The organism is Caulobacter sp. X (assembly GCF_002742635.1).
Classification (GTDB): Bacteria; Pseudomonadota; Alphaproteobacteria; order Caulobacterales; family Caulobacteraceae; genus Caulobacter.
This window is the reverse complement of sequence record NZ_PEGF01000002.1, coordinates 1,025,741-1,050,895: the sequence shown is the minus strand read 5'-3', so window position 1 is coordinate 1,050,895 and position 25,155 is coordinate 1,025,741. Positions and strand designations below refer to the sequence as shown.

Here is a 25,155-nt window from a genome sequence, read left to right as displayed (position 1 = left end):
CTGAAAGGGGATCGAACCCTTTACGCAGAGCGGCTAACCAGCCCAGATCAAGTCGCCGGGAAGCCCCTCGGCGATCGGCCATGCATATAGAAGAGCTGAAACTCCAAGGCAAGGACCATTTTCAGCTTAACCATGTATATTTGCGCGTCTTGCGAAATGAGGCGCGGCTCTGATCTAAATCAATATTTCGCAAGGTTAATGGATCGTCGGCTCATCCAACCCCTGAAGGAAACGCAGAATGTCGGCGGCAGCATTGTTCCAATGCTGCGCCGCTTCCTGTTCGGTCTCCGCCCCCTCCATATTGAGCGTCGCGATCTCGACCCTCGCCGACAGTTCCGCGTAGTCCCGACGCGCCCGCTCATCAATGCGACCATGGTCATAGTCGTCAAAGAACTGAAGGAGACGGGCCAAGATCGGCCCAGCCCTTATCATCAGTACGTTCCCCAGAACGTAACGACGATCGCAAGAAGGAGCAGGCATACAGCCACGACGATGGCGCTCCACCCCAAGCCTGTCAGACTGCGAAAAAGTCTTGCCCCAAGACGCCTCATGCCCCACCCCACAAGCAGCGCTAGGTCAATATCAAATTTTGACGTGCGCATCGAGACTTACTCTCGGTAAAGCCGAGCAGTCACAACCACATTTGCGACTCGCCTCGCCGCGATCAACTTACCGAGTTTGAGCAATCTCATTCTCCATCGCTCCCTGCGCACCTGTTGACTGGCAAGGAGTGTGGATAGCTAGAATCCCTCACGCGCCTTCACGGCAAGCGCGGTGGCACCGCGAATGCGGTTGGCATGAACAGCTCCGGCAGACGCAGCGGCGACCGCGATTTGATCGCCACTGGAACTGCGGAAGGTATCGACTTGCCTGACCAGTTCAGCGGTCTGCTTCTTAAGGGCCTGCGTGGCGGCATTGGTTTGCTCCACCATGGCGGCATTTTGCTGCGTGACCTGGTCCATCTGATTAACGGCTGCGTTCACTTCATGAAGAGCCCGCGCCTGCTCTTGAGCCGAGGCAGAAATCTCACCAATCAAGGCATCAATGTCGGCGACCTTACCGACGATACCCCGCAACGCATCACCAGTCTGCCCGACCAGCCCAACCCCAACCTCGACGTGGCGCGTCGAAGCATTGATCAAGGCCTTGATCTCCTTGGCTGCGTCAGCTGAACGCTGCGCTAATGCCCGAACTTCCTGCGCGACAACAGCAAAGCCCCTCCCCGCTTCCCCTGCGCGCGCAGCTTCCACGCCAGCATTTAACGCCAGTAGATTGGTCTGGAAGGCAATCTCATCAATCACCCCGATAATGTTGCCGATCTGGCGAGAGCTGACCTCGATCTCGCCCATAGCCGTAACAGCTTGGTCAACTACGCTACCCGAACGTTCAGCATCGGCCCTTGCACAAGCCACTACATCCTGGGCCTGTCGGGCTCCCGCCGCTGAACGGCGAACTGTTGCGGTGATCTCGTCAAGCGCAGCTGCCGTCTCCTCAAGACTGGCAGCCTGCTGCTCTGTGCGAGTGGATAGATCGTCAGCGGCGACCCCGATCTCGTCCGTGCCAATGCGGATCCCTTCGGCTGCGCCAGAAACCCGGCCTATCGCCTGCTCAAGAACCGCCACGGCGCTGTTAAAATCGTCCTTCAACTTCCGGAATTCGGGCGCTACTTCGGCGTCAAGACGACCAACCAGATCACCCTCGGCTAGCCGTTCAAGCGCTTCGCCTAGCGCTTGAACAACCGCCTTCTGGCGAACTTCGCCAGCCAAGCGCTCAGCCTCAAGTCGCTGACGCTCGGCCTCGATAGTCTCCAGGTAGATAGATATGGCGAAATCCAAATCCAGCATCGCGGCCTTTACAAGCGTCGAAACCGCATCGCCGGCCCTTTCAGGATCCCCCTTCACCATAAAGCCCGTAGGCCACAACTCTTTGATCGTCGCCCGGATCAGATGCTCGCTAACCAACGCGTAGCCGCCGATATACCAGCGCGGCTCCAAACCAATACGCGCGTGAGTTTGGCCAATCGCCCGAACGGCTTGGACGTAGGCCTGATCAAATGCCCCCTCAGCGATGAGACCCCAATGCGATTGCTGCCGACGAGAGGCAGATTGCACATGCTTCTCATCGTTGAAAAATTTGCTCGTCTCAGGTGTAGATCGAACCTTGGCATAGAAAGTATCAAGTGCCGGACCGATGTTTTTTTGAATGATCGGCCGCAAGTCGCGCAAGGCAGAGCGAGCCTTCTCATCCATACCAATGAACGCGGTTCGCTCATAAACGTCGTGATCTTGGCCCATTGCCGCCTCTGATTTGGGAACGGAACATCATGGGCAACAAAACCTTAATGTATTGTGATCTCAAAAAGGAGATCACGCCCTACACCATGCGACATTGAGGCGCACAGCTGTCTTGCGGCGCTTTGCGACGAAAGCAGACTCTTGGCGGGATCGCGAGCAGCAGCGTTTAGTCGGCGGCAATGACACGCCGCAGACGCTCTTCTGCTCTCGCCTCTCCACCTGTTAGCCCAGCACGTAAAACCATGGCCAATTCGTTTTGCTCAGTCGAGAGTTGACGGGACATGTCGACCGCCCGCACGAACTCACCGTCTCGAAAACGATACGCCCTCACCCCACCGGCAAGAATAACATCCACGTCGCCGCCGGGATGGAACCTCATCTGGTCAACTACCGCTTGTAGGTTTTCACAGATCGAGGCCCGAACCTCGTAAAGTTCACGCCCCTGCAGACTGTCTAATTCTGAAAGTAGTTTCGCCAAATTCCGATGATAGTTAACTGCCGGAACCAGAACCTCGCCCTGGTCCAATTGATCGCGAAGCGCTCTGATCTCCGCCTCCTTGACCTCCAACTCGGCGATCCGCTGACTGTAGCGAGCCCTCATCCGCGCATCGCCGTTTTCCAACATGTCGAGCAAGGCTTCGACCTTTTGATTTAGGTCGTCGCGTTCCGCGAGGGCTAAAGCGAGCGCCGCTGTTGGCCGAGCGACCATCGGCTGGTCGGTTGGAAGGTCAAACTCCTTGACGTGCTGAAGCACGGCCCTTTCCAATTTCGGATAGTTATAGCGCCTGGTGTTCAGACATGGCCGGTCAGGCGTGATCGGCCCCGGCGCACTTCTTCCAGCATTCCCGCATCGCAATGCGGATGAGCGATTATGCCCTTTTGTAGCGGTATGATAGCCGACCGTTCCGCCACAAACTCCGCACTTGGCGATCCCGAAGAAGAGGTTATTGAACGCCTTAGCGTTCACTCGCCGCCCTTTGTTGTTGTTCGTTCGATCTCTGATAATTCGTTGTACGCGGTGGAATTGTGCGGTGTCGATGACTTGCGGGTAGTAGCCGGGAATTGGATCGCCATCGTTTGGGCGAAGCGAACCCCGCATTCCAGCAGGCGCGAATTTCGGTTGATACTCGCCCAAAACGGTCCGACTTTTTGCGATCCCAAGCACAGCAGAATGTTGCCAGGACACGCCGTGCCTGAAGGTTGGCACCTTGTCGACATTTAGGGATTGGGCGATAGCCGTTGTACCCATTCCACGCTCAACGCTATCGTAGATGCGCTGAACGACCGCCACCCGGTTATGGATCGGGACGAACTGAATCACACGATCTGGACCCGCGCCGGTCACAATGGCCTCCAACCATGCTGGGCCGGTCTTATGCCAACGGTGCCCCTCTTCCCTCGCACGCGCCTTATTGCGCTCGCGCGCCTCTCTTACCTTGCGCCCCTTTTCCTTGCTCTCGGCGTTTGATCGAGCCGCGTGGATCAGCACGCGCATGTAGTCGTAAACTTCAGCGTTCTCGTCGAGAACGTGGTTCTCGGAGAGGTTCACAACCTTGATCCCTGCGCGGGTTAAACCGGTTAGGAGGTGGAGGACTTCAGTTTCGCTCTCGCGGCTGAGCCGGTCCATACTGTCGACAAGTAGGTAGCTACCGCGCTCGATCTGACCGTTTTGGACCCGTTTAATGAACGAGCCCAAGGCCCCCTTAACTCTGTTTGCGCCAGTGTAGGCACTTACAGCAGGGTCTCGGACGCTGAGATCCAATTCAAGGCCCTCGCGTTCCGCAAACGCAGTCGCCGACCTGAGCTGTCGCAGCAGGCTATCGCCGGTAGCCTGCGCGGCAGAGGAGTAACGGGAATATGCGTAAGCCTTGGCGCGCAAGGGATTTTCCTCTTCCGACACACCCTAGCTCTGTAGTTGTGAATGCTCGGTGCATATGAAGAACTGCCACTTCTCGCGCACGCCGGGCCTGGCCGAGTTCCCCGACTGCAAGGCCGAGCGCTCGACCCGGCACCTCGCCGAACTCGCCGCCCGCGTGGCGGTGGGCGAGCGGGCCGTCGTGCTGTTCGTGGTGCAGCGCGAGGACTGCGAGACGTTCCAGGCCTGCGCCGACCTCGATCCAGCGTTCGCCCGCGGGCTGGAGGCGGCGGCGGAGGCGGGCGTGGAGGTGCTGGTCTATGCGTGCGCGATGGGGACGGAGACCATTGGGATCACGCGGCCGATGCTGTGGACCAACGCTCACCTAACAGCGATTTAAGCTGCATTCCCCGCAGGTTGCATTACCCCTTCACACGCTCGCGCGAGAGGGGCGCGGCTGTGGGGGAGCGTATGAAGAGGACCGTCCTGGCTCTGGCCGTCCTGGCCGTGGCGCTGTCGGGCTGCGAACGCCCCGATCCGAACAGGCCCGAGGGCAAGATGATGACGGGCCTGCGGATCCTCTTCGCGTTCAAGGCCTGCACCGGCGAGCTCCGCGAACGCTTCGATCTGAAAGAGATCGAGGGCGTCAATTCCGACGACATGGACCCGCGCCCGACAGGCCGACCGGGCGAGTGGGACGTCAAGTTCACCGCCGACGTGACCGAAAGGGGCTCGCGCCGCGTGACGCGCTACGAGGGCGTCTGCCACGTGCGACGGGACCGGCCGACCTGGCTGGACGCGCGCTTCGTCAAGGAGATCCACGCGGGGGACGGCGTGGTGCGTCGCGTGGCGCCGTAGAGCCCTGGCGCTGCGGTCCATACGGATGAGATCGGGGCGGAAGCTTAAAGCAGGCCTCAACTTCTTGCCTTCCTGGGCCATTCTGCCGACACGCCCCCGTGACACTCTTGTCCGCCAAAGGCTTGAAATCCGTGCTAGGATGTCGAGATACGCCTTTCCCAGACAGGATCGCCGCCATGCGCGGCGGTGACGCCGAGTAGAGCATGACCTTGGACAACACCCTCGAGATCGAAGCCGAAACCCGCACCGGCCAGATCAAGATCCACAAGCCGGAAGACTTCGAGGGCATGCGCCGCGCCGGCAAGCTGGCGGCCGAGTGCCTGGACATGCTGATCCCGCACGTCCAGCCGGGCGTCTCGTCCGATCACCTCGACACCCTGGCCCGCGAGTTCATCCTGGACCACAAGGCCCTGCCCGCCTGCCTCTACTATCGCGGCTATCCCAAGACGGTCTGCATCTCGCGCAACCACGTGGTCTGCCACGGCATTCCGGGCGACTGGAACCTGAAGGAAGGCGACATCGTCAATATCGACGTGACCGTGATCGTCGACGGCTGGCACGGGGACACCTCGCGCATGTACGGCGTCGGCGAGGTCGGCCCGCGCGCGCGCCGCCTGGTCGAGATCACCTATGAAGGCATGAAGCGCGGCCTGGAGGCCGTGAAGCCGGGCGCCACGCTGGGCGACATCGGCCACGCCATCCAGTCGTATGTCGAGGCCCAGCGCTGCAGCGTCGTGCGCGACTTCTGTGGCCACGGCCTGGGCAAGGTGTTCCACGACGCCCCGAACATCCTGCACTTCGGCCGCCCCGGCCAGGGCGCGGTGCTGAAGCCCGGCATGTTCTTCACCGTCGAGCCGATGGTGAACCTGGGCAAGCCGGCCGTGAAGGTGCTGCAGGACGGCTGGACGGCCGTCACCCGCGACAAGTCGCTTTCGGCCCAGTGCGAGCACTCCATCGGCGTGACCGAAGACGGCTACGAGATCTTCACCGCCTCTCCGGCCGGGCTGTTCCAGCCGGCGATCCTGGGCGGGTAGGCCCTCGCAAGTTCCTCCCCCGCAGCGCGGGGGAGGTGGCCCAGCGGGCCGGAGGGGGCTAACGCGGCGTTCGCCCAGCTCGCCCCCTCAGTCACTCCGTGACAGCTCCCCCCGCAACGCGGGGGAGCATCTAAAACAGCTAGACAACCCTAGATCGATCACGCCTACTACTCGCCCAGAGTCGAGGACGGCATGGTCAGCGTTTCATCCCTGACGATCTCCGACGGCGCGCCGGACGAAGCGCCGCCGCCCGTCTCGGCCAAGCCCGCCCGCAAGTCCGCCCCCACCCACCACCTCGGCCACCGCGACCGCCTGCGCCAGCGCGCCAAGGCCGGCGGCTTCGTCGCCCTGCCCGACTACGAGTTGCTGGAGCTCTATCTCTTCCGCACCTATCCGCGCGGCGACGTGAAGCCTCTGGCGAAGGCGCTGCTGACCCGGTTCGGCTCGTTCGGCGGCGTGCTGGGCGCGACGGTCGAGGAGCTCGCCACCGTGCCCGGCGTCGGCGAGACGGCGGCGATGGACATCAAGCTGCTGCACGAAGCGACCTTGCGCGCCGGCCGCGACAAGATCGTCAAGCGGCCGGTCATCTCGTCGTGGAGCGCCCTGCTCGGCTATGTCCGCGTCGCCCTGGCTAACGAGTCGCGCGAGCAGTTCCGGGTGCTGTTCCTCGACAAGAAGAACCAACTGATCGCCGACGAGGTGATGAACCGCGGCACGGTCGACCACGCCCCAGTCTATCCGCGCGAGGTCATGCGCCGGGCGCTGGAGCTTTCGAGCAGCAACATCATCATCGTGCACAACCATCCCACTCGCGATTTTTCGGTCACGCGCACCCCCATACAACCACGTTGATTTTGCTACATATTTTGCTTTTCAGAGCCGTCAGAATTCGGCATGCTGAGGCCGTTAAGAAGGGTTGATCCAGTCGCTTACGCCACCAATTACCGACCCCAGTAAGTGGCGACGACACCCGACTTACCAGCCATCGGGAGAGTCTCATGCCGAGCCTCACAGACGGCGCGCTCCGTCGCGCGCTCAAGGAAGTTGAACAGTCCCAGAAGGCGGTCGCGCTGGCTGATGGAGAGGGGCGTGGCACCGGCCGGTTGATCATCATGATTAGGCCGATGCCAACTCGCGTCACCGCCGATTGGATGGCGCAACAGTGGCGCGATGGCAGGCGTACTCGGCGAAAGATCGGCACTTATCCGTCGATGTCTCTGCGCGAAGCCAGGGAGGTCTACGAGCGTGACTTTGCCGACAGCATCCAAAAAGGACGCAGCATCAAAGTGGTGGGCGACACGCGCGCCGGCACCGTCGCTGACCTCTTCGAGGCCTATACGGGCCACCTTAAGTCATCGGGGAAGGCATCTTGGAAGGAGACGGAAAAGGGATTGAACAAGATTGCTGACACGCTGGGCCGCCATCGCCCCGCGCGCGACATCACGCCGGTCGAGATCGTCGATGTCATCCGTCCGATATATGATCGTGGGGCCCGTTCGATGGCCGACCACGTCAGAGGATATATCCGGTCGGCGTTCAGTTGGGGCCTCAAGTCAGAACACGACTACCGAAGCACAACGCCGCGGCGCTTCGGTCTAGTGCATAATCCTGCCGCCAGCATTCCAACTGAGCCTTATGTTCCCAGCAACCGATGGCTCGACGAAGAGGAGTTCCGTCGCCTCTATCGTTGGCTGGAATGCCCGGACACGCCGGTGCACCCGCCGTACACGCGTGCAGTTCGCCTGATCATGTTGACAGGTCAGCGCGTCGACGAGATCGCGCGCCTACACGTCGACCAATGGGACGCCAAGGAAAGGATCCTCGATTGGTCGAAGACCAAGAATGGCAAGCCACACGCTATTCCCGTACCCAATGTTGCGGCTGAACTCTTGGACGCGATTAAGCCGAACAGTTACGGCTGGCTCTTTCCCTCGGCGATGGACCCTAGCCGACCTGTCAGCCACCAGACGCTCTACAGCTTCATCTGGCGCCAGCGGGAGCGCGAGGTCATCCCCATAGTGACCAATCGGGACCTACGGCGGACCTGGAAGACGCTTGCCGGGAAAGCGGGTTTATCAAAGGAAATCCGCGATCGCATTCAGAACCACACGCTCCAGGATGTGAGTTCGAAAGCGTACGATCGGTGGAGCTACATGCCTGAGAAACGTGCCGCGATGAAGCAATGGGACAACTTCGTCCGCGGTATTATCAACCCTAAGCGTTCAAAACTGGTCGTGTGACGGGGGCTCGGTCGTGCGCGGGGCCTGGTCCTTGTCTTCGCCCTTCGGCGGCCTCGTCCATACCAACTGTGCGCTGACGCCGTCCTCATCCGGGAACAGCGCGGCCGACACGGGCGCGGGCAAGAACGGGTCGTCCAGACTCACCCTGAAGAAGCTGCGCGCGCGATCGGTGCCCCAGCGGGCTTCCCAGGCGTCGCCGACTCGGGAGCTTCCCACCATGACGCGAAACGCGGGGGCGTTGGGGCTGGCTCGATCGTCATTCGGAACGAACCGCACCTTGGCGTTGGCGACTAGCGTCCGGACTTCTCCTTCCCAGCCACCGCCGCGCGATGGTTTGAAGTTGCCGATGACCAGCTTGATCATGACTTCGCCTCCGGCGCCTTTGCACCGGCCGGTCTTGGGTCGAGCCCTTGGCGCTCGGCTAGCAAGGTCTTTCGGGCGGCGACGAACTCTCGATCGTTCAGCAGGAAGTGCTCGATCATCGAAGCGCCGAGATCCGCCGGGCTGGCCTCGACGCCGTTGCGGGTATTGTAGATGGTCGCGTAGTCCCCCAGAGCGTCTTCGACGTCCGGCATGATGCTGAGCGTGAGCTTGACCGGAGTGCGGTTGGGCAACTTGCCTAGCTTCAGATCGGCCATGATGAACTCCTCTACAAAGCCCGCCAGGGGCGCAGGATCAGGTCCTTGTGGACGATGACGCGTAACGGCCAGCCGGGCCGGATGCGCAGGGTGGGTTGAACGTCGAGCTGTTTGCCGACGATCTGTTGGCCGGCTTGAGAGGCGCTTTGCTGGGTCGACTGCCGGATGGCGCGAACCAGATCGCTCTCGCCGTCACCAAGGTTCAGTTCCGTGCCGACGCCGAGCAAGGTCGAGAGCGCGACGCCCTTGAGAAGCTGCCAGGTGTGGAAATCCACTTGGTCGGCGAGCCCGGCATAACCCGCGGCATCCGTGGCCGGCAGGTTGTCCAGCTGGATCGAGGCGCCGTCGGGCAGAATGATCCTTTGCCAGACGAGCAAGGCGCGCCTCTGGCCGAAAGCGACCACGCTGTCGTAGCTGCCGATCAACCGCGCGCCCTGGGGGATCAGCAAGAAACGGCCCGTGGCGCTGTCGAACACGTTCTCTGTGACCTGCGCGATCACCAAGCCTGGTAGGTCGGAATTGAGACCCGTGATCAGGCTGGCGGCTATGACGCCGCCGGCCATCAGCTGATAGGGCGAGCGCGACGTCTCCAGTTGGTGTGGATTGTAGACGTCGCCGGCGCGCGGAGTGGCCTCCATGAACGCCGCCTTCTGGTCTTGGCCGTTGGGATCTCGGATCGCGGCCGCCGACGGGACCGGCACCGTCGGCACGGCGGAGGGGCCGACGAGATCGCCGGGCGCGATCGCCGCGTCGGTGCGACTGGCGACCTGCACCATGACGCCCGCCTCGCGAGCTTGACGGGCTTGACCAGCCCGTCGCTGACGCTCGGCTTCGACGGCTTGCTGAGCGGCGGTTGGCCGAGCCGATGAAGCGTTCGCGCGATCGCTGCTAACTACAAAACTGTCACGGCGCTGCTGGTCGATCACGGCCCGCCCCAGATCGCCGGGCAATGGCGGCCCCAGGCGAGGCGCCGCGCCAGATTGGGCATAGTCGCTCGGAAGCTGGCGGACGACCTCTGCCGGCGTCCCCCGATCCGCGGCCTGCGGCTCGTCGGCCGCTTTGGTCATCTGAAAGGTGCGCGGGCTAAGAGCGAACCACGCCAGACCCGACAGACCGATCGCGCCGATGGCCGCAGCTCCGATCATCAGCCCGCGCCGAAAGCGAACCACGCGTGGCGGCCGCGCGCGCAAACTCAGGGTGTCGGTCGCCACCTTAGACGGCGACATCGCTTCCGGCGACCCGCCGGGCGAGTCAGGATCCTGGGTCATCGCGCGCCTCCCCGGGACTGGCCGTCTGTCCGGGTAACCCGGACGACTTGCTGAGGCGCCTCGCCCATCCGCAGTTCGGCGGCGGCGAAAAGCCGATCGACGATGTAGCGGTTACCTCGGACGCGATAGTTGACCAGTTGGCTGTCGCCGAGCGGGCCCACGACGAAAAGCGGCGGGGCCTCGCCCTGGTCGAGACGATCGGGGAACTCGATGTAGACCTTCGAGCCATCGTCCCAGGCGCGCAGGGGTCGCCATGCTGGGCTGTCGCCGCTGATCGCATACCGGAAGTGCAGCGAGTCGATCGCGACGTGGTCCGCGACAGGTTCCGCTGCTGAGGCTTCCGCGTTTAGGCGTCGCAAGGCTAGGAGTCGGTCCTGGGGGTAGATCCAGGAAATCGCCGCCATGGCCGTGGCGTCGGTGCTTTCCAGCGCCAGGTGATAGGCGCGACGGTCGGTCGTGACGACCATGTTCGTGGAAAGCCCCGAGGCGAAGGGCTTGATCAGCACGTGCACCCGCTTGGACTGCCCGTCCCCGCTGGTCGTGTCTCCGATCACCCAGCGCACCGTGTCGCCGGCCGACACGGCGGTCAGTTGCTCGCCAGGTTCCAAGACGACATCGCTGACGCGTTCTGGAGCGGTGTAGAGGCGATAGAGCGCGCCCTCGGTCCAGGGATAGACCTGAACGGCGTTGATATAGCCGGCTGCGCTGGGCTCGCGCGTCGCGGCGCGATTGGCGGCCTCGACCCGCGCGCGCGGCGGCTGGGCCTCCGGCCGCGTGCTGGGCGCCGGCAGCAGCTGACCCGGAAGGGGCAGCGGCTTGGGGATCTCAACGATCTCGACAGGCTTCGGCGGTTCGGCCGCGACCTGGGCCGGTTTGAAGTCGGCGGCGTCGAAGGCGATGGTCGGCGGCGGGGTCTTGCCATTGGCGCAGCCGGCGAGCGTGGCGGCGCAGGCCAGCAGGATGGGGGTCCGGACATTCATGGCTGAAGGTCTCCTTGAACGGGTCCAACGATGGGCGGGGAAGGCATCGAAGGCGCAGCGGTCGGCGCCGGCGCCGCGGCCGGACGGGTCTCGGCCTCCTGCGCCCAATCGACGGCGTCGACGAACAGGCCGAGGGGGTTGCGCTCGAGTTCGGCGCGGGTCTTGGGCTTTTGCCGAACCAGGGTCAGGATCGCTGTCCAGCGCTCCGACTTGGCCAAGCTCCCGCGCTCGAATGTCCTCTCTTCCCATTTCACCTGGAACGACGTGGGCGAGGCGCGGACCACGCTGATCACCTGAACCGACACGCTGCGCGATCCGATCTGGGTGAAGGGGTCATTGGCGCGCGCGTGGGCGTCCAAGAAGGCGTCGCCGCGCCCAGACGCCAGGTCGTAGGCCTCAAGCCAGCGCTGGCGCACAATGACCGGATCCGTCGATAAGGACCGGACATCGGTGATGAACCGGCGCAGCTGGCCGGCCAAGACGGTGTCGTCCGGCCGATAGTCTTGCTCAGCCGGACCGACGGCCCTTGCTTGGCCGAGGCGATCGACTTCGACCACATAGGGTTCGATACGGCTTTGAGCCGACTGCCAGATCGCGCCGCCGGCCAGGATCGACGCCAGAGCGAGACTGCCGAAGAACGCCAGGCGCCAGCTGTGCGCCTGGGCGCGGGCCGAGCCGATGCGCTCGTCCCAGAGCTGGCCGGCCTTCTGGTAGGGCGTCACGGGATCCGGCGTCTGGCCGTAGCGCTGAGGCGTGCGAGTAAAGCGCATGGCTTAATCCTCCTTACTGCTGAGATCGGGGTTGGCCGAGCCGCCGGGCCGATCGCCGTCCTTGATGGTCTGCAACACGGCGTGGCGGCGGACATGAGCGGACTGGGCCGATTGCAGCTGGCGCGCCCACGCCGGCGGCGCGGTGCCCTGCCCGCCGGTGGCCTCGGCGCCCGAGGCGGCCGGCGACGGCGCACCCGCCACGGGACTCGAGCCGCCCGTGGCCCGCCAGGCGCCGGCGCGGCCGCGCTGCGCGCTGTCGGAAAGCGAGCTGGCGGCGCGGCCAGCCATGTCTCGGAACGGCTGACTCGCGGCGCCGGCGGCCGCGCGCGCCACGCCGCTCAGGCCTGACGCGACGCCCGCCGCGCTGCTGGCGCCCGATGTGGCCTGACGCAGCTGGTAGGCGGCGCTGGCCGCCGAACCCATCGCGGTCCCGGCGCGAACCGCCGCGAGACCGCCGGCTCCCGCCGCGCCCAGAGCCCGAGCGCCCAACATCGCGCCGCCGCCCACGAGCATGGCCGCGCCGGCCGCCGTTCCCACCGCCGCGCCGGCGCCCAGTTGTGGAGCGCCGGACACCAGGCCTGAAGCGATGCCGGGACCGAAGATCGAAAGGCCGGCCAGCGTCAGGGCGCCGAGCACTAGGGTCATGGCGTCGCCGAGATCCGGATCCGGACCGAGCGTGGCGACGAAGGCGTCGAAGAAGCCCGCGCCGATGCCGACGATCACCGCCAACACCATCACCTTCACGCCGCTGGAAATGACATTGCCCAGCACGCGCTCGGCCAGGAAGCTGGTCTTGTTCCAGAAGGCGAACGGGACAAGCACGAAGCCCGCCAGGCTGGTCAGCTTGAACTCCAGCACCGTGACGAAAAGCTGAATGGCCATCACGAAGAACGCCAGGACCACCAGCACCCAGGACAGGGCGAGCAGCGCGATGGTCACCGCGTTGGCGACGACTTCGGGCCAGCCGGTCAGTTCGCTGGCCTTGGCGATCAAGGGGTGGGCGGCGGTGAAGCCGATGCTGGCCAGCTTGCCCGGCCGCAGTAAATCCTCGGCGCTGACCCCGCCTCCTCCGGCGGTCAGGCCAAGGCCCGCGAACGACCGGAAGATGATCTCGCTGAGCGTCTTGAAGTTGCCGAGGATGAACGCGAAGGCGCCGACATAGAGCACCTTCTTGATCAGCCGGCCCAGGACGTTGTCGTCGCCTTCCAGCGCCCACCATAGCCCCGCCAGCGTGACGTCGATGGCGATCAGGGTCGTGGTCAGGAACCCGACATCGGGACCCAGCAGGCCAAAGCCGCTGTCGATGTAGGCGCTGAAGGCCGCCATGAAGCGGTCGATGATGTTGAGGTCCGGTGCGGGGTCCACGGGCGTGGCCTTTCGCTGCCTGGTCGCTGGGCGATCAGGGCCGAGGGGTATAGGCGGAGGCCTCGCCGATGAACCGGCGGGCGGCGAGCTTACCGGCCTCCAGGACCTGGGCCTGACGCGCGCTTTCCAGCGCCTGCGCCCGATACTGAGCGGCCATCAGGCTCTGGATTTGCTGGTCCTGCTTGATGGCCAGGGCCTGGAGCTGGTTGGCGGCTTGCTGGGCCTCCAGGGCGCCGGCCGCGCCCTGGCTGCGCTGGACGAGCTGGTCGATCAGGCTGGCGTCGGCCTGGACGTTCTCGACGACCTTGGCCTGCACCTTCAGGGTCTGGCGGTAGCCGTCCATCGCCGCCCTGGCTTGAGCGCGGGCGCGGTCGAGCAGTTGGCTGGTCGTGGCGTTGGGATCCAGGGTCGTCGGATAGGAGTCGGCAAGCACCGCCTCGGTCGAGGCCAGGGTGAAGGCCATGCCCTTGGCCTGCGCCATTAGGGCGTCGAGCTGTTGCAGCGCGTCCCTGATCGGCGCCAGGGCCGTGTAGTCGAGCGACTTCAGGTTCCGGGCCATGTTCTGCAACATGGTCAGCTCGTTCTGCAGCGAGCTGATTTGGTTGTTGACCTGCTGCAGCGACCGGGCGGCCGTCAGCAGGTTCTGAGCGTAGTTCGTCGGGTCGAACACGGTGAACTGCGCGGCGGCGGGCGTGACGAGGCCCGGCAACGGCGCCAGCACTAGCGAGGCGGCGGCGAGGCTGGCGATAACCAGACGCGCGTGGTGGGAGGTGCGTAGGCGCAGGGATTTGAGACGCGGGGTCATGGCGTGGCGTCCTTCTCGATGGGGGTGGATGCGAAATTCGCGGCCAGGGGAGCGGCCCAATCGAGACCGCGGGCGGTGAGGAAGGCGGCCGCGAAACCGGCCTCGCCGTGTTCCGCCAAGACCTTGTCGATCAGGGCCTGGGTCACCGGATCGGAGGCCCCGCACAGCGCCATGGCGACGGGCCCCAGACCAAGCTCGAACAGTCGGTTGCCCAGCCGAGATTGCAGGTAATAGTGGCGCTTGGGCGTGGCCCGGGCGATCAGCTCGATCTGGCGGTCGTTAAGGCCGAACCCTTGGTAGACCTTGCGCGATAGCGGCTCGGCGGCGCGGTCGTTGGCCAGGAAGATGCGCTGGGCGCAGCCGTCGATGATTGCCGGGGCGATCGTGCTGTCGGCGATGTCCGATAGCGACTGGGTGGCGAACACCACGCTGACGTTGCGCTTGCGCAGTTCCTTCAGCCATTCGCGGATGCGCGCCGCGAAGAGCGGGTTGTCGAGAAACTTCCAGGCCTCGTCGAGCACGAGTAGGGTCGGCCGCCCGTCGAACCGCGCTTCCAGCCGGTGGAAGAGATAGGTCAGGACCGGCGCGACGACAGACGGCGTCGAGGCCAGCGCTTCGGTCTCGAAACACAGCACATCGCCGACCGACAACCCGTCCTCGGCCGCGTCCAGCAGACGGCCGAACGGCCCATCCAGCGTGTAGGGCGCCAACGCCGCCTTCAGCGGGTTGGACTGGAGCAGCATCGAAAGCCCGGTCAGCGTCCGTTCGGCTGGCGGCGCGCCCGAAAGGCTGACCAGCGCCGACCACAGCGCGTCCTTGATTTCTGGGGTGACCGGGACGCGCTCGTTGGCCAACAGGTCCGCCAGCCATTCGCTGGCCCAGGCCCGCGCGCCGGGACGGTCGATGTCACGCAAGGGCTGGAACGCCAGGCCGCTGTCGCTGGCCAGACCGTAGTGCCTGCCGCCCATCGCCAGGGTGACAGCTCGCGCCGAGAACCGCTTGTCGAAAACATAGACCTGGGTGCCGGGATAGCGGCGAAACTGCAGGGCCAGGAAGGCCAAGGCCACCGACTTGCCCGCGCCGGTGGGGCCGACCAGGAGCATATGGCCGACATCGTCGACATGGGTCGAGAAGCGGAAAGGCGTCGCGCCACTGGTCAGGGCGTGGAAGGTCGGCGGTCCGGCGAGATGCCGGTTGGCTTCCTGGCCCGCCCAGACCGAGGATAGCGGCATCAGGTGCGCCAAGTTGAGGCTATGGACCAGCGGCTGGCGAACGTTGGCGTAGACCTGACCCGGCAATGAGCCAAGCCAGGCCTCGACGGCGTTGACCTGCTCACGGATGCAGGTGAACCCCAGGCCGTTGACGATGCGCTCGACCAGCCGGACCTTCTCGTCGGCCGCCAAGGCATCGCTGTCCGAGACGGTGATGGTGGTGGTCAGATAGCCGAAGCTGACGTGATCGCCGCCCAAGGTCTGGAGCGCCAGATCGGCGTCCGCGAGCTTGTTGTCGGCGTCGCTGTCGGTCAGGGGGACCGGCTCGTTGCTGATCACCTCGCGCAGGATCTGCACGACCGACTTGCGCTTGTTGAACCACTGCCTGCGGATGCGGGCCAGCGCCTTGGTGGCGTCGGCCTTGTCCAGGCAGATGAACCGGGTCGTCCAGCGATAGCTGAACGCCTGGTGATTGAGGGCGTCGAGGATCCCAGGGCGCGTCGCATTGGGAAAACCCAGCACAGTGAGGGTGCGCAGATGCTGGTCGCCCAGGCGCGGCTCGATGCCGCCGGTGAGCGGCGTGTCGACCAGCAGGCCATCGAGATACATCGGGATCTCGGGGACGGCGACGGGGTGGCGGCGCGCCGAGATCGTCGCGTGCAGGTAGGTCAGGGTCTGGCCGTCATCGAGCGCGCGGACCTGCGGCATGAAGCCAGCCAGCAGGTCGAGGATGCGGTCTGTGGTGGCGACGAAGGCCGCCAGTTCCTGGCGCCAGTCGCGGCCGTGGGCGGGCCCATCACGAGCGATCAAGGCCCGCTCGGCGCGGCTCACTTGATCGACCGGCGGCAGGAAGTAGAGCGTCAGGTGGCAGAGGCTCTCGAAGTGCTCGCCCTTCTGACCATCGAAGTCGGCCCTCCGTTCTTCGTCGACCAGCCAGGAGGCCGCGTCGGGGAAGGCCCCGTCCGGATAGCCCAGGGCCGGGACGCGCTCGGCGTCGAAGAACAGCGCCCAGCCCGATCCGAGCCGGCGCAGGACGTTGTTGGCGCGGGCGCAGACCGAGACCAGGCCCGCGTCCGTGGTGCTTTCCAGATCCGGACCGCGGAAGCTCAAAGTCCGCTGGAAGCCGCCGTCCTTGTTCAGGACCACGCCCGGCGCGACCAAAGCCGCCCAGGGCAGATGGTCGGCCAGCCGGTCGGCGCGGCTCCTGTACTCGCGCAGGTTCAGCATGCCAGCCACCCCTTCTGACGCAGATGGCGTGTGACGACGGCGGCGAAGGCGGGGTCGCGCTTGGCGGCGAACACCGCAAGGCTGTGGCCGACGAGCCAGATCACCAGACCCGCGATCCACTGCTGCAAGCCCAAGCCCAGCGCCGCGGCGAGCGTGCCGTTGAGGATGGCGATGGACCGGGGCGCGCCGCCCAGGAGGATCGGCGCGGTCAGCGAGCGGTGGAGCGGGACTTCGAAACCCTCGACATCACCGCTGGAAGGGATGGCTGGCCCGCTCATGCGATCAACGCGCCTCCGCCGAACGAAAAGAAGGTCAGGAAGAAGCTGGAGGCGGCGAAGGCGATCGACAGGCCGAAGACGATCTGGATCAGCTTGCGAAAGCCACCGCTGGTCTCGCCGAAGGCCAAGGCCAGGCCGGTGGTGATGATCACAAGGACCGCGACGATCTTGGCGACGGGCCCTTCGACCGACTCCAGCACCTGCTGCAGCGGCTCTTCCCAGGGCATGCCCGAACCGGCGGCCTGGGCCTGGGCGGACCAGAGCAGGATCAGGATCGAAGTCAGGGCTGTGAGGTGGAGCGGGCGCGGGTCGGCGACCGCGCGCGCCTTGGCGACGTACGACATCAGGGTTCTCCCTGTCTGAGGGCTTTCAGCTGTGGAGGGTCGAGATCGACGACGACGTAGTCGCCGGAAGAATCGAGACCGGTGACCCGGGCGAGGGTTTCGACGCGGCGGCCGGTTCCCCGGCCCCGGATGAAGACGACCAGATCGACCGCCTCGGCGATCAGTCGTCGCGGCACGGTGACCACGCTCTCCTGGACCAGCTGCTCGAGCCGGTAGAGGGCCGAACGGGCGGAGTTGGCGTGGACGGTGGAAAGGCCGCCGGGATGGCCGGTGTTCCAGGCCTTCAGCAGGTCCAGGGCCTCGCCGCCGCGCACCTCACCAACGACGATGCGGTCGGGCCGCAAGCGCAGCGTCGAGCGCACCAGGTCGGTTAGACTGACGACGCCGGGTCGGGTGCGCAGGGCCACGCAATCGGGCGCGGCGCATTGCAGCTCCGGGGTGTCCTGCAGCAGGATGACCCGCTCGTCTGACCTGGCCACCTCGGCCAGGAGCGCGTTAGCCAGGGTGGTCTTGCCCGCCGACGTCGCGCCGGCGATCAGGATGTTGAGATGCTCGTCGATCGCCTGGCGCAGGATCTCTGCTTGCACCGGCGCCATGACCCCGGCCTCGACGTAGTCGTCCAGTGTGTGGATGCGGCTGGCCGGCTTGCGGATCGAAAAGCAGGGGCTCGCCGAGATCGGCGGCAGCACGCCTTCGAACCGCTCGCCCGACAGCGCCTCGCCGCGTGGCGGCAGGTCGGCGCTGACGATCGGCGCGCCGGCGTGGACCTCGGTGCGGACATGGCTGGCAACCAGCCTGATGATCCGCTCGACTTCGGCCGCCGCCAGGCTGACGCCCGTATCGACACGCCCTTCGCCGAGGCGGTCGAGGCGCAGAACCCCGTCGGGATTGACCATCACCTCGACCACCGCCGGATCGGCAAGTGCGACGGCGATGTCGGGTCCCATCGCCGTGCGCAACATCGCCGCGCGCCGGTCCAAGGTTTCCATGCCAGCCACGCTCATGACGCCGCTTCCCCGGTCTGATCCAGGGTCGCGCGGCCACTGGCGACCTGACGGCCAACCTGGTCGACGAAGCGGGCGAAACGCTCGCGGCCGACGGCCTGGGCGGCCTTGTCGGATTCCGGCAGCGGTGCGGTGACGGTCAGCTGGTAGCGGACAAACAGCGCCAGGCTTTCGAGCAGGATCTTCTGGTCGCGCTCGATCCGGCCGAGCTGGCGGCTCATCCGGTCGAGCCGGACCTTGAAGAGGTCGTCGATCTCGCCGGCCGCACGGCGGCCCAGATAAGCCCGCAGGGCGTCGGCGACGATGGCCGACTTGGAGGTCCCCGGCTTGTTTCCCAGCCGATCGAGTTCGGCGGTCAGCGCGTCGTCGAGATAGAGGTGATGGCGGGGCTTCACGATCGCCCCCTCAGAAAGACGGGAGCAGGTCGTCGTCGCCACGACCGGCCCCTTCGTTCATGGCGTGGGCGCGGGCGAGCGGCGCGGTGGCTTGGGCGCGGGCCATGGCCGCGCGGTCGGCGGCGACGTCGCCGTCGTCCTCGCCCAAACCCAGACCAAGCTCGACATCCTCGCCGCTCGGCCGGACCGTGGCGTCCTCTGAGAGGCCAGGATGGCGTTGCTGCTGGAGACCGCCCTCCTCATCCAGCAGGGCCTCGGCGTCGACCACGCCGGCCAGTTCGGCGTGAGGGCCACGCACCTGTCCGCCCCAATCGTCGCCACGCGGCGGCGGACGATCGACATAGCCGCCATCACCCAGCGTCGGAGGCCCGGCGACACGGCGCGCGAAATTGTCGTCCTCGTAGTAGCGGAGCTTCTTGGCGCGGATCGGCGCCAGACCCGAGACCAGGACCAGCGCGTCGTCCGGCGGCAGCTGCATGACCTCGCCGGGCGTCAGCAACGGCCGAGCGGTCTCCTGACGGCTGACCATGACATGGCTGAGCCAGGGCGAGAGCCGGTGGCCGGCATAGTTGCGCTGGGCGCGCAGCTCTGTCGCCGTACCCAGAGCGTCCGAGATGCGCTTGGCGGTGCGCTCGTCGTTCGAGGAGAACGCAATCCGGACGTGGCAGTTGTCCAGAATGGCGTTGTTCTCGCCATAGGCCTTGGAGATCTGGTTCAGGCTCTGGGCGATCAGGTAGGCGCGGATGCCGTAGCCGGCCATGAACGCCAAGGCGGTCTCGAAGAAGTCCAGGCGCCCCAGAGCGGGGAACTCGTCGAGCATCATCAGGAGCTGGTGCTTGCGGCTCTTGGCCGGGTCGCCTTCGAGGCGCTCGGTCAGGCGACGGCCGATCTGGTTGAGCACCAGCCGCACCAGCGGTTTGGTCCGGGAGATGTCAGATGGCGGGATGACCAGGTAGAGGGTCACCGGGACTGGGGCGTCGACGAGGTCGGCGATCCGCCAGTCGCAGGCGCTGGTGGTCAGGGCGACGGTCGGATCGCGATAGAGGCCCAGGAACGACATCGCCGTGGAGAGGACCCCGCTGCGCTCGTTCTCGGACTTATTGAGGACCTCGCGCGCCGCGCTGGCGACGACGGGGTGAACCTTGGGCGCGTCCGGCGTGCCCAGATGGTTGGTGGCCATCATCCGCCGCAGGGTGTGGGCGAACGAGCGCTGAGGATCGGAGAGGAAGGTGGCGACCCGAGCGAGGGTCTTTTCCTCTTCGGCGTAGAGGACGTGAAGGATGGCCCCGACCAGCAGGCTGTGGCTGGTTTTTTCCCAATGCGACCGGCGCTCCAAAGCGCCTTCCGGGTCGACGAGCACGTCGGCGATATTCTGAACGTCGCGGACTTCGTCGGGTCCTTTGCGGACCTCCAGCAGCGGATTGTAGCGAGCCGACCGCGCGTCGGTCGGGTTGAACAGCAGGCAGTGCGAGAACGTCGAGCGCCAGCCGGCGGTCAGGGTCCAGTTCTCACCCTTGATGTCGTGGACGACGGCGCTGCCGGTCCACGACAGCAGGGTCGGGACGACCAGGCCCACGCCCTTGCCCGATCGGGTCGGGGCGAAGGCCATCACATGCTCGGGGCCGGCATGGCGCAGGTAGCGGCCAGCCAACTGGCCGAGGAACACACCTTTCGACCGGAACAATCCGGCGGCCGTCACTTCACGGCGGCTGGCCCAGCGCGAAGATCCGTAGGTGGTGACCTGGCCGGTCTGACGCGCCCGCCACAGCGAGCCGGCGATCGCGCAGGCGCAGCCGAGAAATCCGCTGGCGCCGGCCAGCAGGCCGGCCTTGTTGAAGACCGACGGCGCATAGGCCTCGTAGTGGAACCACCAGTCGAAGAGCTGCCAGGGGCGATAGAGCGGCTGGCCGAACGGCGTCGCCCAGGGCGCGCCCAATTGGACCTGGTAGTCGAGCATCGCCGCTGCCCACTGGGTCGCGGTCCAGACGCCCAGCATCATGATCGCGAAGACCGCGAGAATCTGGCCGATGAGGAGCTTGGTGGGCGTCATGCGCCGGGTCCCGAGCCCTGCGCCGCGGCATGCGGATCAGGGCCAGGAGAGGCTCAGGCGGCGCCCCGGAATCGCTTATGGCGGTTAGGCCCGCGCTAGGACGCGCTAGGCGCCGTCTTGTCCGGCGGGTTCAGTCTGGGCGGATCTTCGCGGGGCGCGCCAGTCTTGCGCTTGTCAGAAAATATGTGATACTTTCTGACAAGGAGACTGTCATGTCCGCGCTCGCAGATCATATCCTCGCCCACGCCGAAGCCGCGCCCGAAGGGACGACGCTTCGCGCCAAGGAGTTGCTGCATCTGGGATCGCGCGCCGCCGTCGATCAGGCGCTCGTGCGTCTGTCGCGTTCGGGCGCGCTGAGCCGCATCGGTCGGGGCCTCTACCTTCGTCCTCGGCAGGGTAAATACGGCCCCCGCACGCCCTCCGCCGCCACGGTGGTGCAGGCGATTTCCAGCACCACCGGCGAGGTCATCGCAAGCCATGGCGCGGCGGCCGCCAACGCCCTGGGCCTGACCACCCAGACACCGATGAAGGCGATCTATCTCACTTCGGGCAAAAGCCGGGGACTGAAGATCGGGGGCCAACAGCTCGAACTTCGCCACGCCCGGGACTGGGAGTTGCTGTTGCCCGGCCAGCCGGCCGGCGACGCCGTCCGTGCACTCGCCTGGGCTGGCCCTGAACGCGCCGCCGAAACGCTCAAGGCTCTCAAGCGCCGACTACCGGCCGAGACCGTGCAGACCCTCCTGAACCTGCGAGGTCGTCTGCCCACATGGCTGGCTCAGGAAGTTTCGAGCCTGGCGCGTGGCTGACCGGTTCCTGAACCTCTCCCGGGATGATCGTCGCGAGGTGCTCGAGGCCGCGCCCGGGCGTGGCCTCGAACGTGCGTCCTATCTGCTCGAAAAGGATGTCTGGGTCGTCTGGACACTCGAGGCGCTCTTCGCCGCGCCGTTCGCCGACGGCCTGGTGTTCAAGGGCGGCACGTCGCTATCCAAGGCCTACGATATCATCGACCGGTTTTCCGAAGACGTCGACCTGACCTACGACATCGGCAAGCTGACGGGCGACCCACGCTTTGGCGACCCGGCCCAATTGACGCCTGAAGAGGCCAAGAGCGTTTCGCGACGCGTGCGCGAACGTCTCTTGCCACGCTTCATCCGCGATACGGTCGCACCATACCTTGCCGAACGCCTGGCGGCTGACGGCCTTCCCGCTCACGTCGAACAGGACGGTCAGGACCTGCTCGTGGTTTACGAGACCGCGGCCGACTACCCCGGCTATGTGCGCCCCCGAGTGAAGCTGGAATTTGGCGCCCGCGCCACCGGGCAGCCCGCCTCACCGCGTCCGGTCGACTGCTATCTGGCTAAGGCCTTCGAAGAGCTGGAGTTTCCTGCGGCCACGCCCTGCGTGATGACCGCCGAACGAACCTTCTGGGAGAAGGCCACGGCGGTTCACGTCTTCTGCGTTCAAGGCCGCTTCAAGGGCGGGGCGGGCTTTGCCCGACACTGCTACGACCTAGCGCGGCTGGATCTGGCCGGCGTCGCCGATGTCGCCATCGCGGATCCGGAGTTGGCCAAGGCCGTGGCTGACCACAAGTCCAAGTTCTTCATCGAAGCCGATCCTGCCGGGGAAGTCATCGACTACGGGGCGGCCGTTGCAGGCGGCCTGCGGTTGGTCCCGGAGGGCGAGGCTCGCGCCGTGCTCGAAGCCGACTACCAAGCCATGATCGAGGCCGGCTATCTGGACGGCGTCGCCGAGCCCTTCGACGCGCTGATGGCGCGATGCCAGAGCCTGCAGGACAAGGCCAACGCGGCCAGATCCAGCGCCACGCCGTAGGCTGCCAATCGACAGAAAGCTCTCGTGGATCACGACCGCCTGGCCTAAGCCAACTCGTCCCAGTCGATGGCGTTGATCGGCGATCGAATGTCGATCGGCGGCCAAGCCACGGCCTCGAACTGCGCCAGACACTTGGCCCCAAACTTCGGCTCCACCCGCATCGCCCAGCCGATCAGGCCGCGGACCCTATGATAGAGGGTCGACACGGAGAGCTTTTGCCGTTCCGCATGTCGCGATGGACCAAAATCCTCGCTGGCCAGGTAGTGCAGATGCTGGCGCAGATCATCCTTGAATTCGCGCGACAGCCGGGGCTCGGGTCCGTCGACCAGCATGCCAAGGACGATCCGGCGCGCGCCTGGTCCGCGGATGGCCGTCTTGCGCAGGTTCGGCCTATAGCCGGCCTCCGACAGTTCGCGCAGAACCTTGCGCTTGAAGGCCGCCACCGTGGCGCGCGTGTGCGGCTTTCGGGCCGAGAACGCCAGGTCGTCGGCATAGCGCGTGTATTTCATGTTCGCCGCAGCGGCCATCGCCGCGAACCGATCGTCCAGATGGCGCATGACCAGATTGGAGAGCATCGGACTGGTCGGTGCGCCTTGAGGTAGGAAACCTTCCGCAGCGTGCTGATAGGCCTTGATAGTTGGCCAGCGCACGGCCGGGTCAACGCTGGGGCTCTTGCCGCCGGACGCCACGACAGTTGTCAGTCTGGCCAACTCGAAGGCGATCAGGTCCGGATAGCCAAGACCTTCAAAGACCTCGCAGATCTTACCTTCTGTCACCCGGGTGAAGAAGTCTTCGATATCGACCTTAAGGAGGAAATCACAGCCGCAATGCATCCTCGCGGCGAACTCAGGTCGCGAACCGGGGTGGTAGGCGTAGCTCGCAGGATGGGCGCGGGTGTGTTGGAGGATGTTGCGGACGATCCAGTCCTGCGTCGTCTTAAGCTCCCGATTGGGCGTGCAGATCAGGCGAACGCGTGTGCGTCCGGGGATCGCCTTCTTCAAGGTGAAGACCTTGTAGGGGTGCGTCCGACGCGCGACGACGCTGCGCAACAGGCCGTAGCGCGTGCCCGTCATTTCGCTGAGGTGGCGCAGGGTGAAGACGGGCGTCATCCGCGGATCGACGCGCCGGATCCGCTCCATGATCGCGAGCGCGGAGTCGATCACCGCGCCGGGCACGCCCTGGCGCTCGCCATCGAAACGATAGTGCTGAGGGTTCCAGGACGACACTTACTTCGACCCACTCCGGTGGGTAATACTGCAAGGCGCACCCAAGACACCGCCAGGAAAGGCTTGCAGTATTGCGCAGCATGAAAAGAGAGCTACGCGAGACGAGCGCCGAGAATCCGACGCCCTAGGCTTCCGCGAAGAAGCCCATCGCCGCTTTCGCGGCGCATTCCTAATTGCCCTCAAGGAACCCTCAGCTGACTGGGATAGTAGAAGGGACTGTCCTTGCTGGGAAGCACCGGTCGCCGCCGACCTCGCCGACGCAGGCGCGCAAGCTCCTTTCGCCCCAGCGGCGTCATGGTGAGCTTGTCGGTCAGCCATCGCGCGACCTGCGCGAAGCGCAGTATCGACTCCGTCTCGGCAACGCCCAGACTCGAGCGCCCCGAAACCGCCTTGGCATCTCTGGCGCCGTCCTCGCAGGCGGCTAGCACCATCATCGTCGAGACCCACAATTTCGTGGTCGGCGCCGAGAGGGCTTCCTGGGCGCTGCGCACCCCGAGCAGACGTTGGGCCCGCTCGTCCAACGCCTGGGTCTCGCTAACAGGAAAGGCTTCCACCGTCGCGGCCGTGCTGCGGCCATGAAACAGTGGTCTCCAGCCGTCGGCCCGGCTCCAGAGCATGGCGGGCGCGTTGTTCGGACAGCCGTGGGCGAAGGCGATCAGGGCCCCGCCGCCTCGGAAGCCGAACGGGTTGTTTCGCCTGGGCGGATAGCGGCGGCACAGATCGACCATCTTGACCGAAGCCGATCGGCCGAACCCGCCAAACAAGGTCGGACATCCGACGGCCAGGCGGACCTGAGGCTTCAACTTCTGGTTCTCGAGGATGTAGAGGCCTTCGGTCAAAGCCGAATAGGCCACGACCGTGAACTTCAGGCGCCCGCCCGACCGCCAGCTGCGCAAGGTCGCCACGTACCGGAACGCCTCCAACATGTCGTGGACGCGTTTGCCCGATCCGATGAAGTCGGTGACAATCACGATATGGCCGACGCGATCGGCCCTCAGTTTATCCGGGCCGGGATGGGACAGCGCCACCTCGGGGTTCTGTCGGCAGTAGTCGGTAATCAGCTGGGCGACCACGCCCTCGCTGCCGATCTCCTGATCGCGAGGATCGGCTCGAACGGGCTGCACGCCGGGGCCCGTCGCCTTGCCGTGACGCGAGTCAGGAAAGAACGCGGGAATCTTGCCGAACACCTTTTTGACCGGTCGCTCGGCATAGAGGGCGATCTTTCCATCCGCCGATGGCCTAGACGCGACGACCTCGTCCAGCAGCCGCCGCATTCCGCGCTGAAACGCCTCTCCACTGACCAGCAGGATCTCGTCGATGAGAGAGGCTGCGGCTTCCCGGTCGGACTCGTCGAATTGCAGGAGCCATTCGGCCGATCGGGATATGCCTGACAGGAAGGTCATGGCGCTAAACTTTGGATGGAGCACACGCATCGCCTCGACGCGCGAGATCGAGCTTTGCTGAAAGTGCCCGGTTGAGTTGC

At 65.4% G+C, this 25,155-nt stretch carries 24 protein-coding genes and 1 pseudogene; 7 read left to right on the top strand and 18 right to left on the bottom strand.

Features of this window, described 5'->3' with window-relative positions; genetic code table 11:
- Positions 1 to 195 precede the first annotated feature (195 nt).
- From CSW60_RS17290 to CSW60_RS17280, 3 genes are all read right to left on the bottom strand, one after another.
- Positions 196 to 411: a hypothetical protein gene (locus tag CSW60_RS17290; RefSeq protein ID WP_143324201.1), complete on the bottom strand. Its 216-nt coding sequence runs from the start codon at positions 409 to 411 to the stop codon at positions 196 to 198.
- Positions 412 to 740: 329 nt separating this feature from the next.
- A complete protein-coding gene (locus CSW60_RS17285) occupies positions 741 to 2,294 on the bottom strand; it encodes a globin-coupled sensor protein (RefSeq protein WP_099538435.1) in 1,554 nt (517 codons plus the stop codon).
- Between the two features lie 166 nt (positions 2,295 to 2,460).
- On the bottom strand, positions 2,461 to 4,173 hold the full coding sequence (locus tag CSW60_RS17280) for a recombinase family protein (protein WP_161495657.1): 1,713 nt from the start codon (positions 4,171 to 4,173) through the stop codon (positions 2,461 to 2,463).
- Between the two features lie 43 nt (positions 4,174 to 4,216).
- Between CSW60_RS17280 and CSW60_RS17275 the strand changes: the two are divergent.
- The 5 genes and pseudogenes from CSW60_RS17275 to CSW60_RS17250 form a co-directional block, all read left to right on the top strand.
- Positions 4,217 to 4,549: pseudogene (locus CSW60_RS17275) on the top strand (DNA/RNA nuclease SfsA); the annotation flags it as partial.
- Positions 4,550 to 4,620: 71 nt separating this feature from the next.
- Positions 4,621 to 5,007, top strand: coding sequence for a hypothetical protein (locus tag CSW60_RS17270; RefSeq protein WP_099538433.1), 387 nt, complete (start codon positions 4,621 to 4,623; stop codon positions 5,005 to 5,007).
- Positions 5,008 to 5,210: 203 nt separating this feature from the next.
- Positions 5,211 to 6,041: a type I methionyl aminopeptidase gene (map, locus tag CSW60_RS17265; protein WP_099538432.1), complete on the top strand. Its 831-nt coding sequence runs from the start codon at positions 5,211 to 5,213 to the stop codon at positions 6,039 to 6,041.
- A 192-nt stretch (positions 6,042 to 6,233) separates the two neighbouring features.
- Complete coding sequence (locus CSW60_RS17255) at positions 6,234 to 6,893, top strand: RadC family protein (RefSeq protein WP_099538431.1); 660 nt, start codon at positions 6,234 to 6,236, stop codon at positions 6,891 to 6,893.
- A 146-nt stretch (positions 6,894 to 7,039) separates the two neighbouring features.
- Positions 7,040 to 8,281, top strand: coding sequence for a site-specific integrase (locus CSW60_RS17250; protein ID WP_062093984.1), 1,242 nt, complete (start codon positions 7,040 to 7,042; stop codon positions 8,279 to 8,281).
- Here CSW60_RS17250 and CSW60_RS17245 read toward each other — a convergent pair.
- The 13 genes from CSW60_RS17245 to CSW60_RS17185 are packed head-to-tail and all read right to left on the bottom strand — an operon-like array spanning position 8,264 to position 20,616.
- Positions 8,264 to 8,644, bottom strand: a complete 381-nt coding sequence (locus tag CSW60_RS17245) for a DUF736 family protein (RefSeq protein WP_062093985.1) — start codon at positions 8,642 to 8,644, stop codon at positions 8,264 to 8,266. The two genes, CSW60_RS17250 and CSW60_RS17245, sit on opposite strands and share 18 nt — an antisense overlap.
- A complete protein-coding gene (locus tag CSW60_RS17240; protein WP_062093986.1) occupies positions 8,641 to 8,919 on the bottom strand; it encodes a DUF2274 domain-containing protein in 279 nt (92 codons plus the stop codon). Before CSW60_RS17240 ends, CSW60_RS17245 begins: the two co-directional genes overlap by 4 nt.
- Before the next feature lie 11 nt (positions 8,920 to 8,930).
- A complete protein-coding gene (locus CSW60_RS17235) occupies positions 8,931 to 10,187 on the bottom strand; it encodes a TrbI/VirB10 family protein (RefSeq protein ID WP_062093987.1) in 1,257 nt (418 codons plus the stop codon).
- Complete coding sequence (gene trbG, locus CSW60_RS17230) at positions 10,184 to 11,167, bottom strand: P-type conjugative transfer protein TrbG (RefSeq protein WP_062093988.1); 984 nt, start codon at positions 11,165 to 11,167, stop codon at positions 10,184 to 10,186. The genes CSW60_RS17235 and trbG overlap by 4 nt, the downstream gene beginning before the upstream one ends.
- Positions 11,164 to 11,937 carry a conjugal transfer protein TrbF gene (gene trbF / locus CSW60_RS17225; RefSeq protein ID WP_062093989.1) on the bottom strand — a complete coding sequence of 258 codons (774 nt, stop codon included), beginning with the start codon at positions 11,935 to 11,937 and terminating at the stop codon, positions 11,164 to 11,166. Before trbF ends, trbG begins: the two co-directional genes overlap by 4 nt.
- Before the next feature lie 3 nt (positions 11,938 to 11,940).
- Positions 11,941 to 13,278, bottom strand: a complete 1,338-nt coding sequence (gene trbL, locus CSW60_RS17220; protein ID WP_255357738.1) for a P-type conjugative transfer protein TrbL — start codon at positions 13,276 to 13,278, stop codon at positions 11,941 to 11,943.
- Positions 13,279 to 13,336: 58 nt separating this feature from the next.
- The gene (trbJ, locus tag CSW60_RS17215; RefSeq protein WP_062093990.1) at positions 13,337 to 14,107 is read right to left on the bottom strand and encodes a P-type conjugative transfer protein TrbJ; all 771 of its coding nucleotides are present in this window, start codon (positions 14,105 to 14,107) and stop codon (positions 13,337 to 13,339) included.
- Positions 14,104 to 16,545: a conjugal transfer protein TrbE gene (gene trbE / locus CSW60_RS17210; protein WP_099538430.1), complete on the bottom strand. Its 2,442-nt coding sequence runs from the start codon at positions 16,543 to 16,545 to the stop codon at positions 14,104 to 14,106. Before trbE ends, trbJ begins: the two co-directional genes overlap by 4 nt.
- Positions 16,539 to 16,823: a VirB3 family type IV secretion system protein gene (locus tag CSW60_RS17205; protein WP_062093390.1), complete on the bottom strand. Its 285-nt coding sequence runs from the start codon at positions 16,821 to 16,823 to the stop codon at positions 16,539 to 16,541. The genes trbE and CSW60_RS17205 overlap by 7 nt, the downstream gene beginning before the upstream one ends.
- A complete protein-coding gene (locus CSW60_RS17200; protein WP_062093391.1) occupies positions 16,820 to 17,167 on the bottom strand; it encodes a TrbC/VirB2 family protein in 348 nt (115 codons plus the stop codon). The genes CSW60_RS17205 and CSW60_RS17200 overlap by 4 nt, the downstream gene beginning before the upstream one ends.
- On the bottom strand, positions 17,167 to 18,171 hold the full coding sequence (trbB, locus tag CSW60_RS17195; protein ID WP_171012843.1) for a P-type conjugative transfer ATPase TrbB: 1,005 nt from the start codon (positions 18,169 to 18,171) through the stop codon (positions 17,167 to 17,169). Before trbB ends, CSW60_RS17200 begins: the two co-directional genes overlap by 1 nt.
- On the bottom strand, positions 18,168 to 18,566 hold the full coding sequence (locus CSW60_RS17190) for a CopG family transcriptional regulator (protein ID WP_082749283.1): 399 nt from the start codon (positions 18,564 to 18,566) through the stop codon (positions 18,168 to 18,170). Before CSW60_RS17190 ends, trbB begins: the two co-directional genes overlap by 4 nt.
- Before the next feature lie 10 nt (positions 18,567 to 18,576).
- Positions 18,577 to 20,616, bottom strand: a complete 2,040-nt coding sequence (locus CSW60_RS17185) for a conjugal transfer protein TraG (protein ID WP_062093392.1) — start codon at positions 20,614 to 20,616, stop codon at positions 18,577 to 18,579.
- Between the two features lie 212 nt (positions 20,617 to 20,828).
- On the opposite strand from CSW60_RS17185, the gene CSW60_RS17180 reads away from it, so the two are divergent.
- Positions 20,829 to 21,422, top strand: a complete 594-nt coding sequence (locus CSW60_RS17180) for a DUF6088 family protein (protein WP_062093393.1) — start codon at positions 20,829 to 20,831, stop codon at positions 21,420 to 21,422.
- Positions 21,415 to 22,446, top strand: a complete 1,032-nt coding sequence (locus CSW60_RS17175) for a nucleotidyl transferase AbiEii/AbiGii toxin family protein (RefSeq protein WP_062093394.1) — start codon at positions 21,415 to 21,417, stop codon at positions 22,444 to 22,446. Before CSW60_RS17180 ends, CSW60_RS17175 begins: the two co-directional genes overlap by 8 nt.
- 44 nt (positions 22,447 to 22,490) lie before the next feature.
- Here the strand turns inward: CSW60_RS17175 and CSW60_RS17170 are convergent, their stop codons facing one another.
- Together CSW60_RS17170 and CSW60_RS17165 are read right to left on the bottom strand one after the other, a co-directional pair.
- Positions 22,491 to 23,672 carry a reverse transcriptase family protein gene (locus tag CSW60_RS17170; protein ID WP_062093395.1) on the bottom strand — a complete coding sequence of 394 codons (1,182 nt, stop codon included), beginning with the start codon at positions 23,670 to 23,672 and terminating at the stop codon, positions 22,491 to 22,493.
- Positions 23,673 to 23,851: 179 nt separating this feature from the next.
- Entirely contained in the window at positions 23,852 to 25,075 is a 1,224-nt protein-coding gene (locus CSW60_RS17165) for a hypothetical protein (protein ID WP_062093396.1), read from the bottom strand.
- Positions 25,076 to 25,155 lie beyond the last annotated feature (80 nt).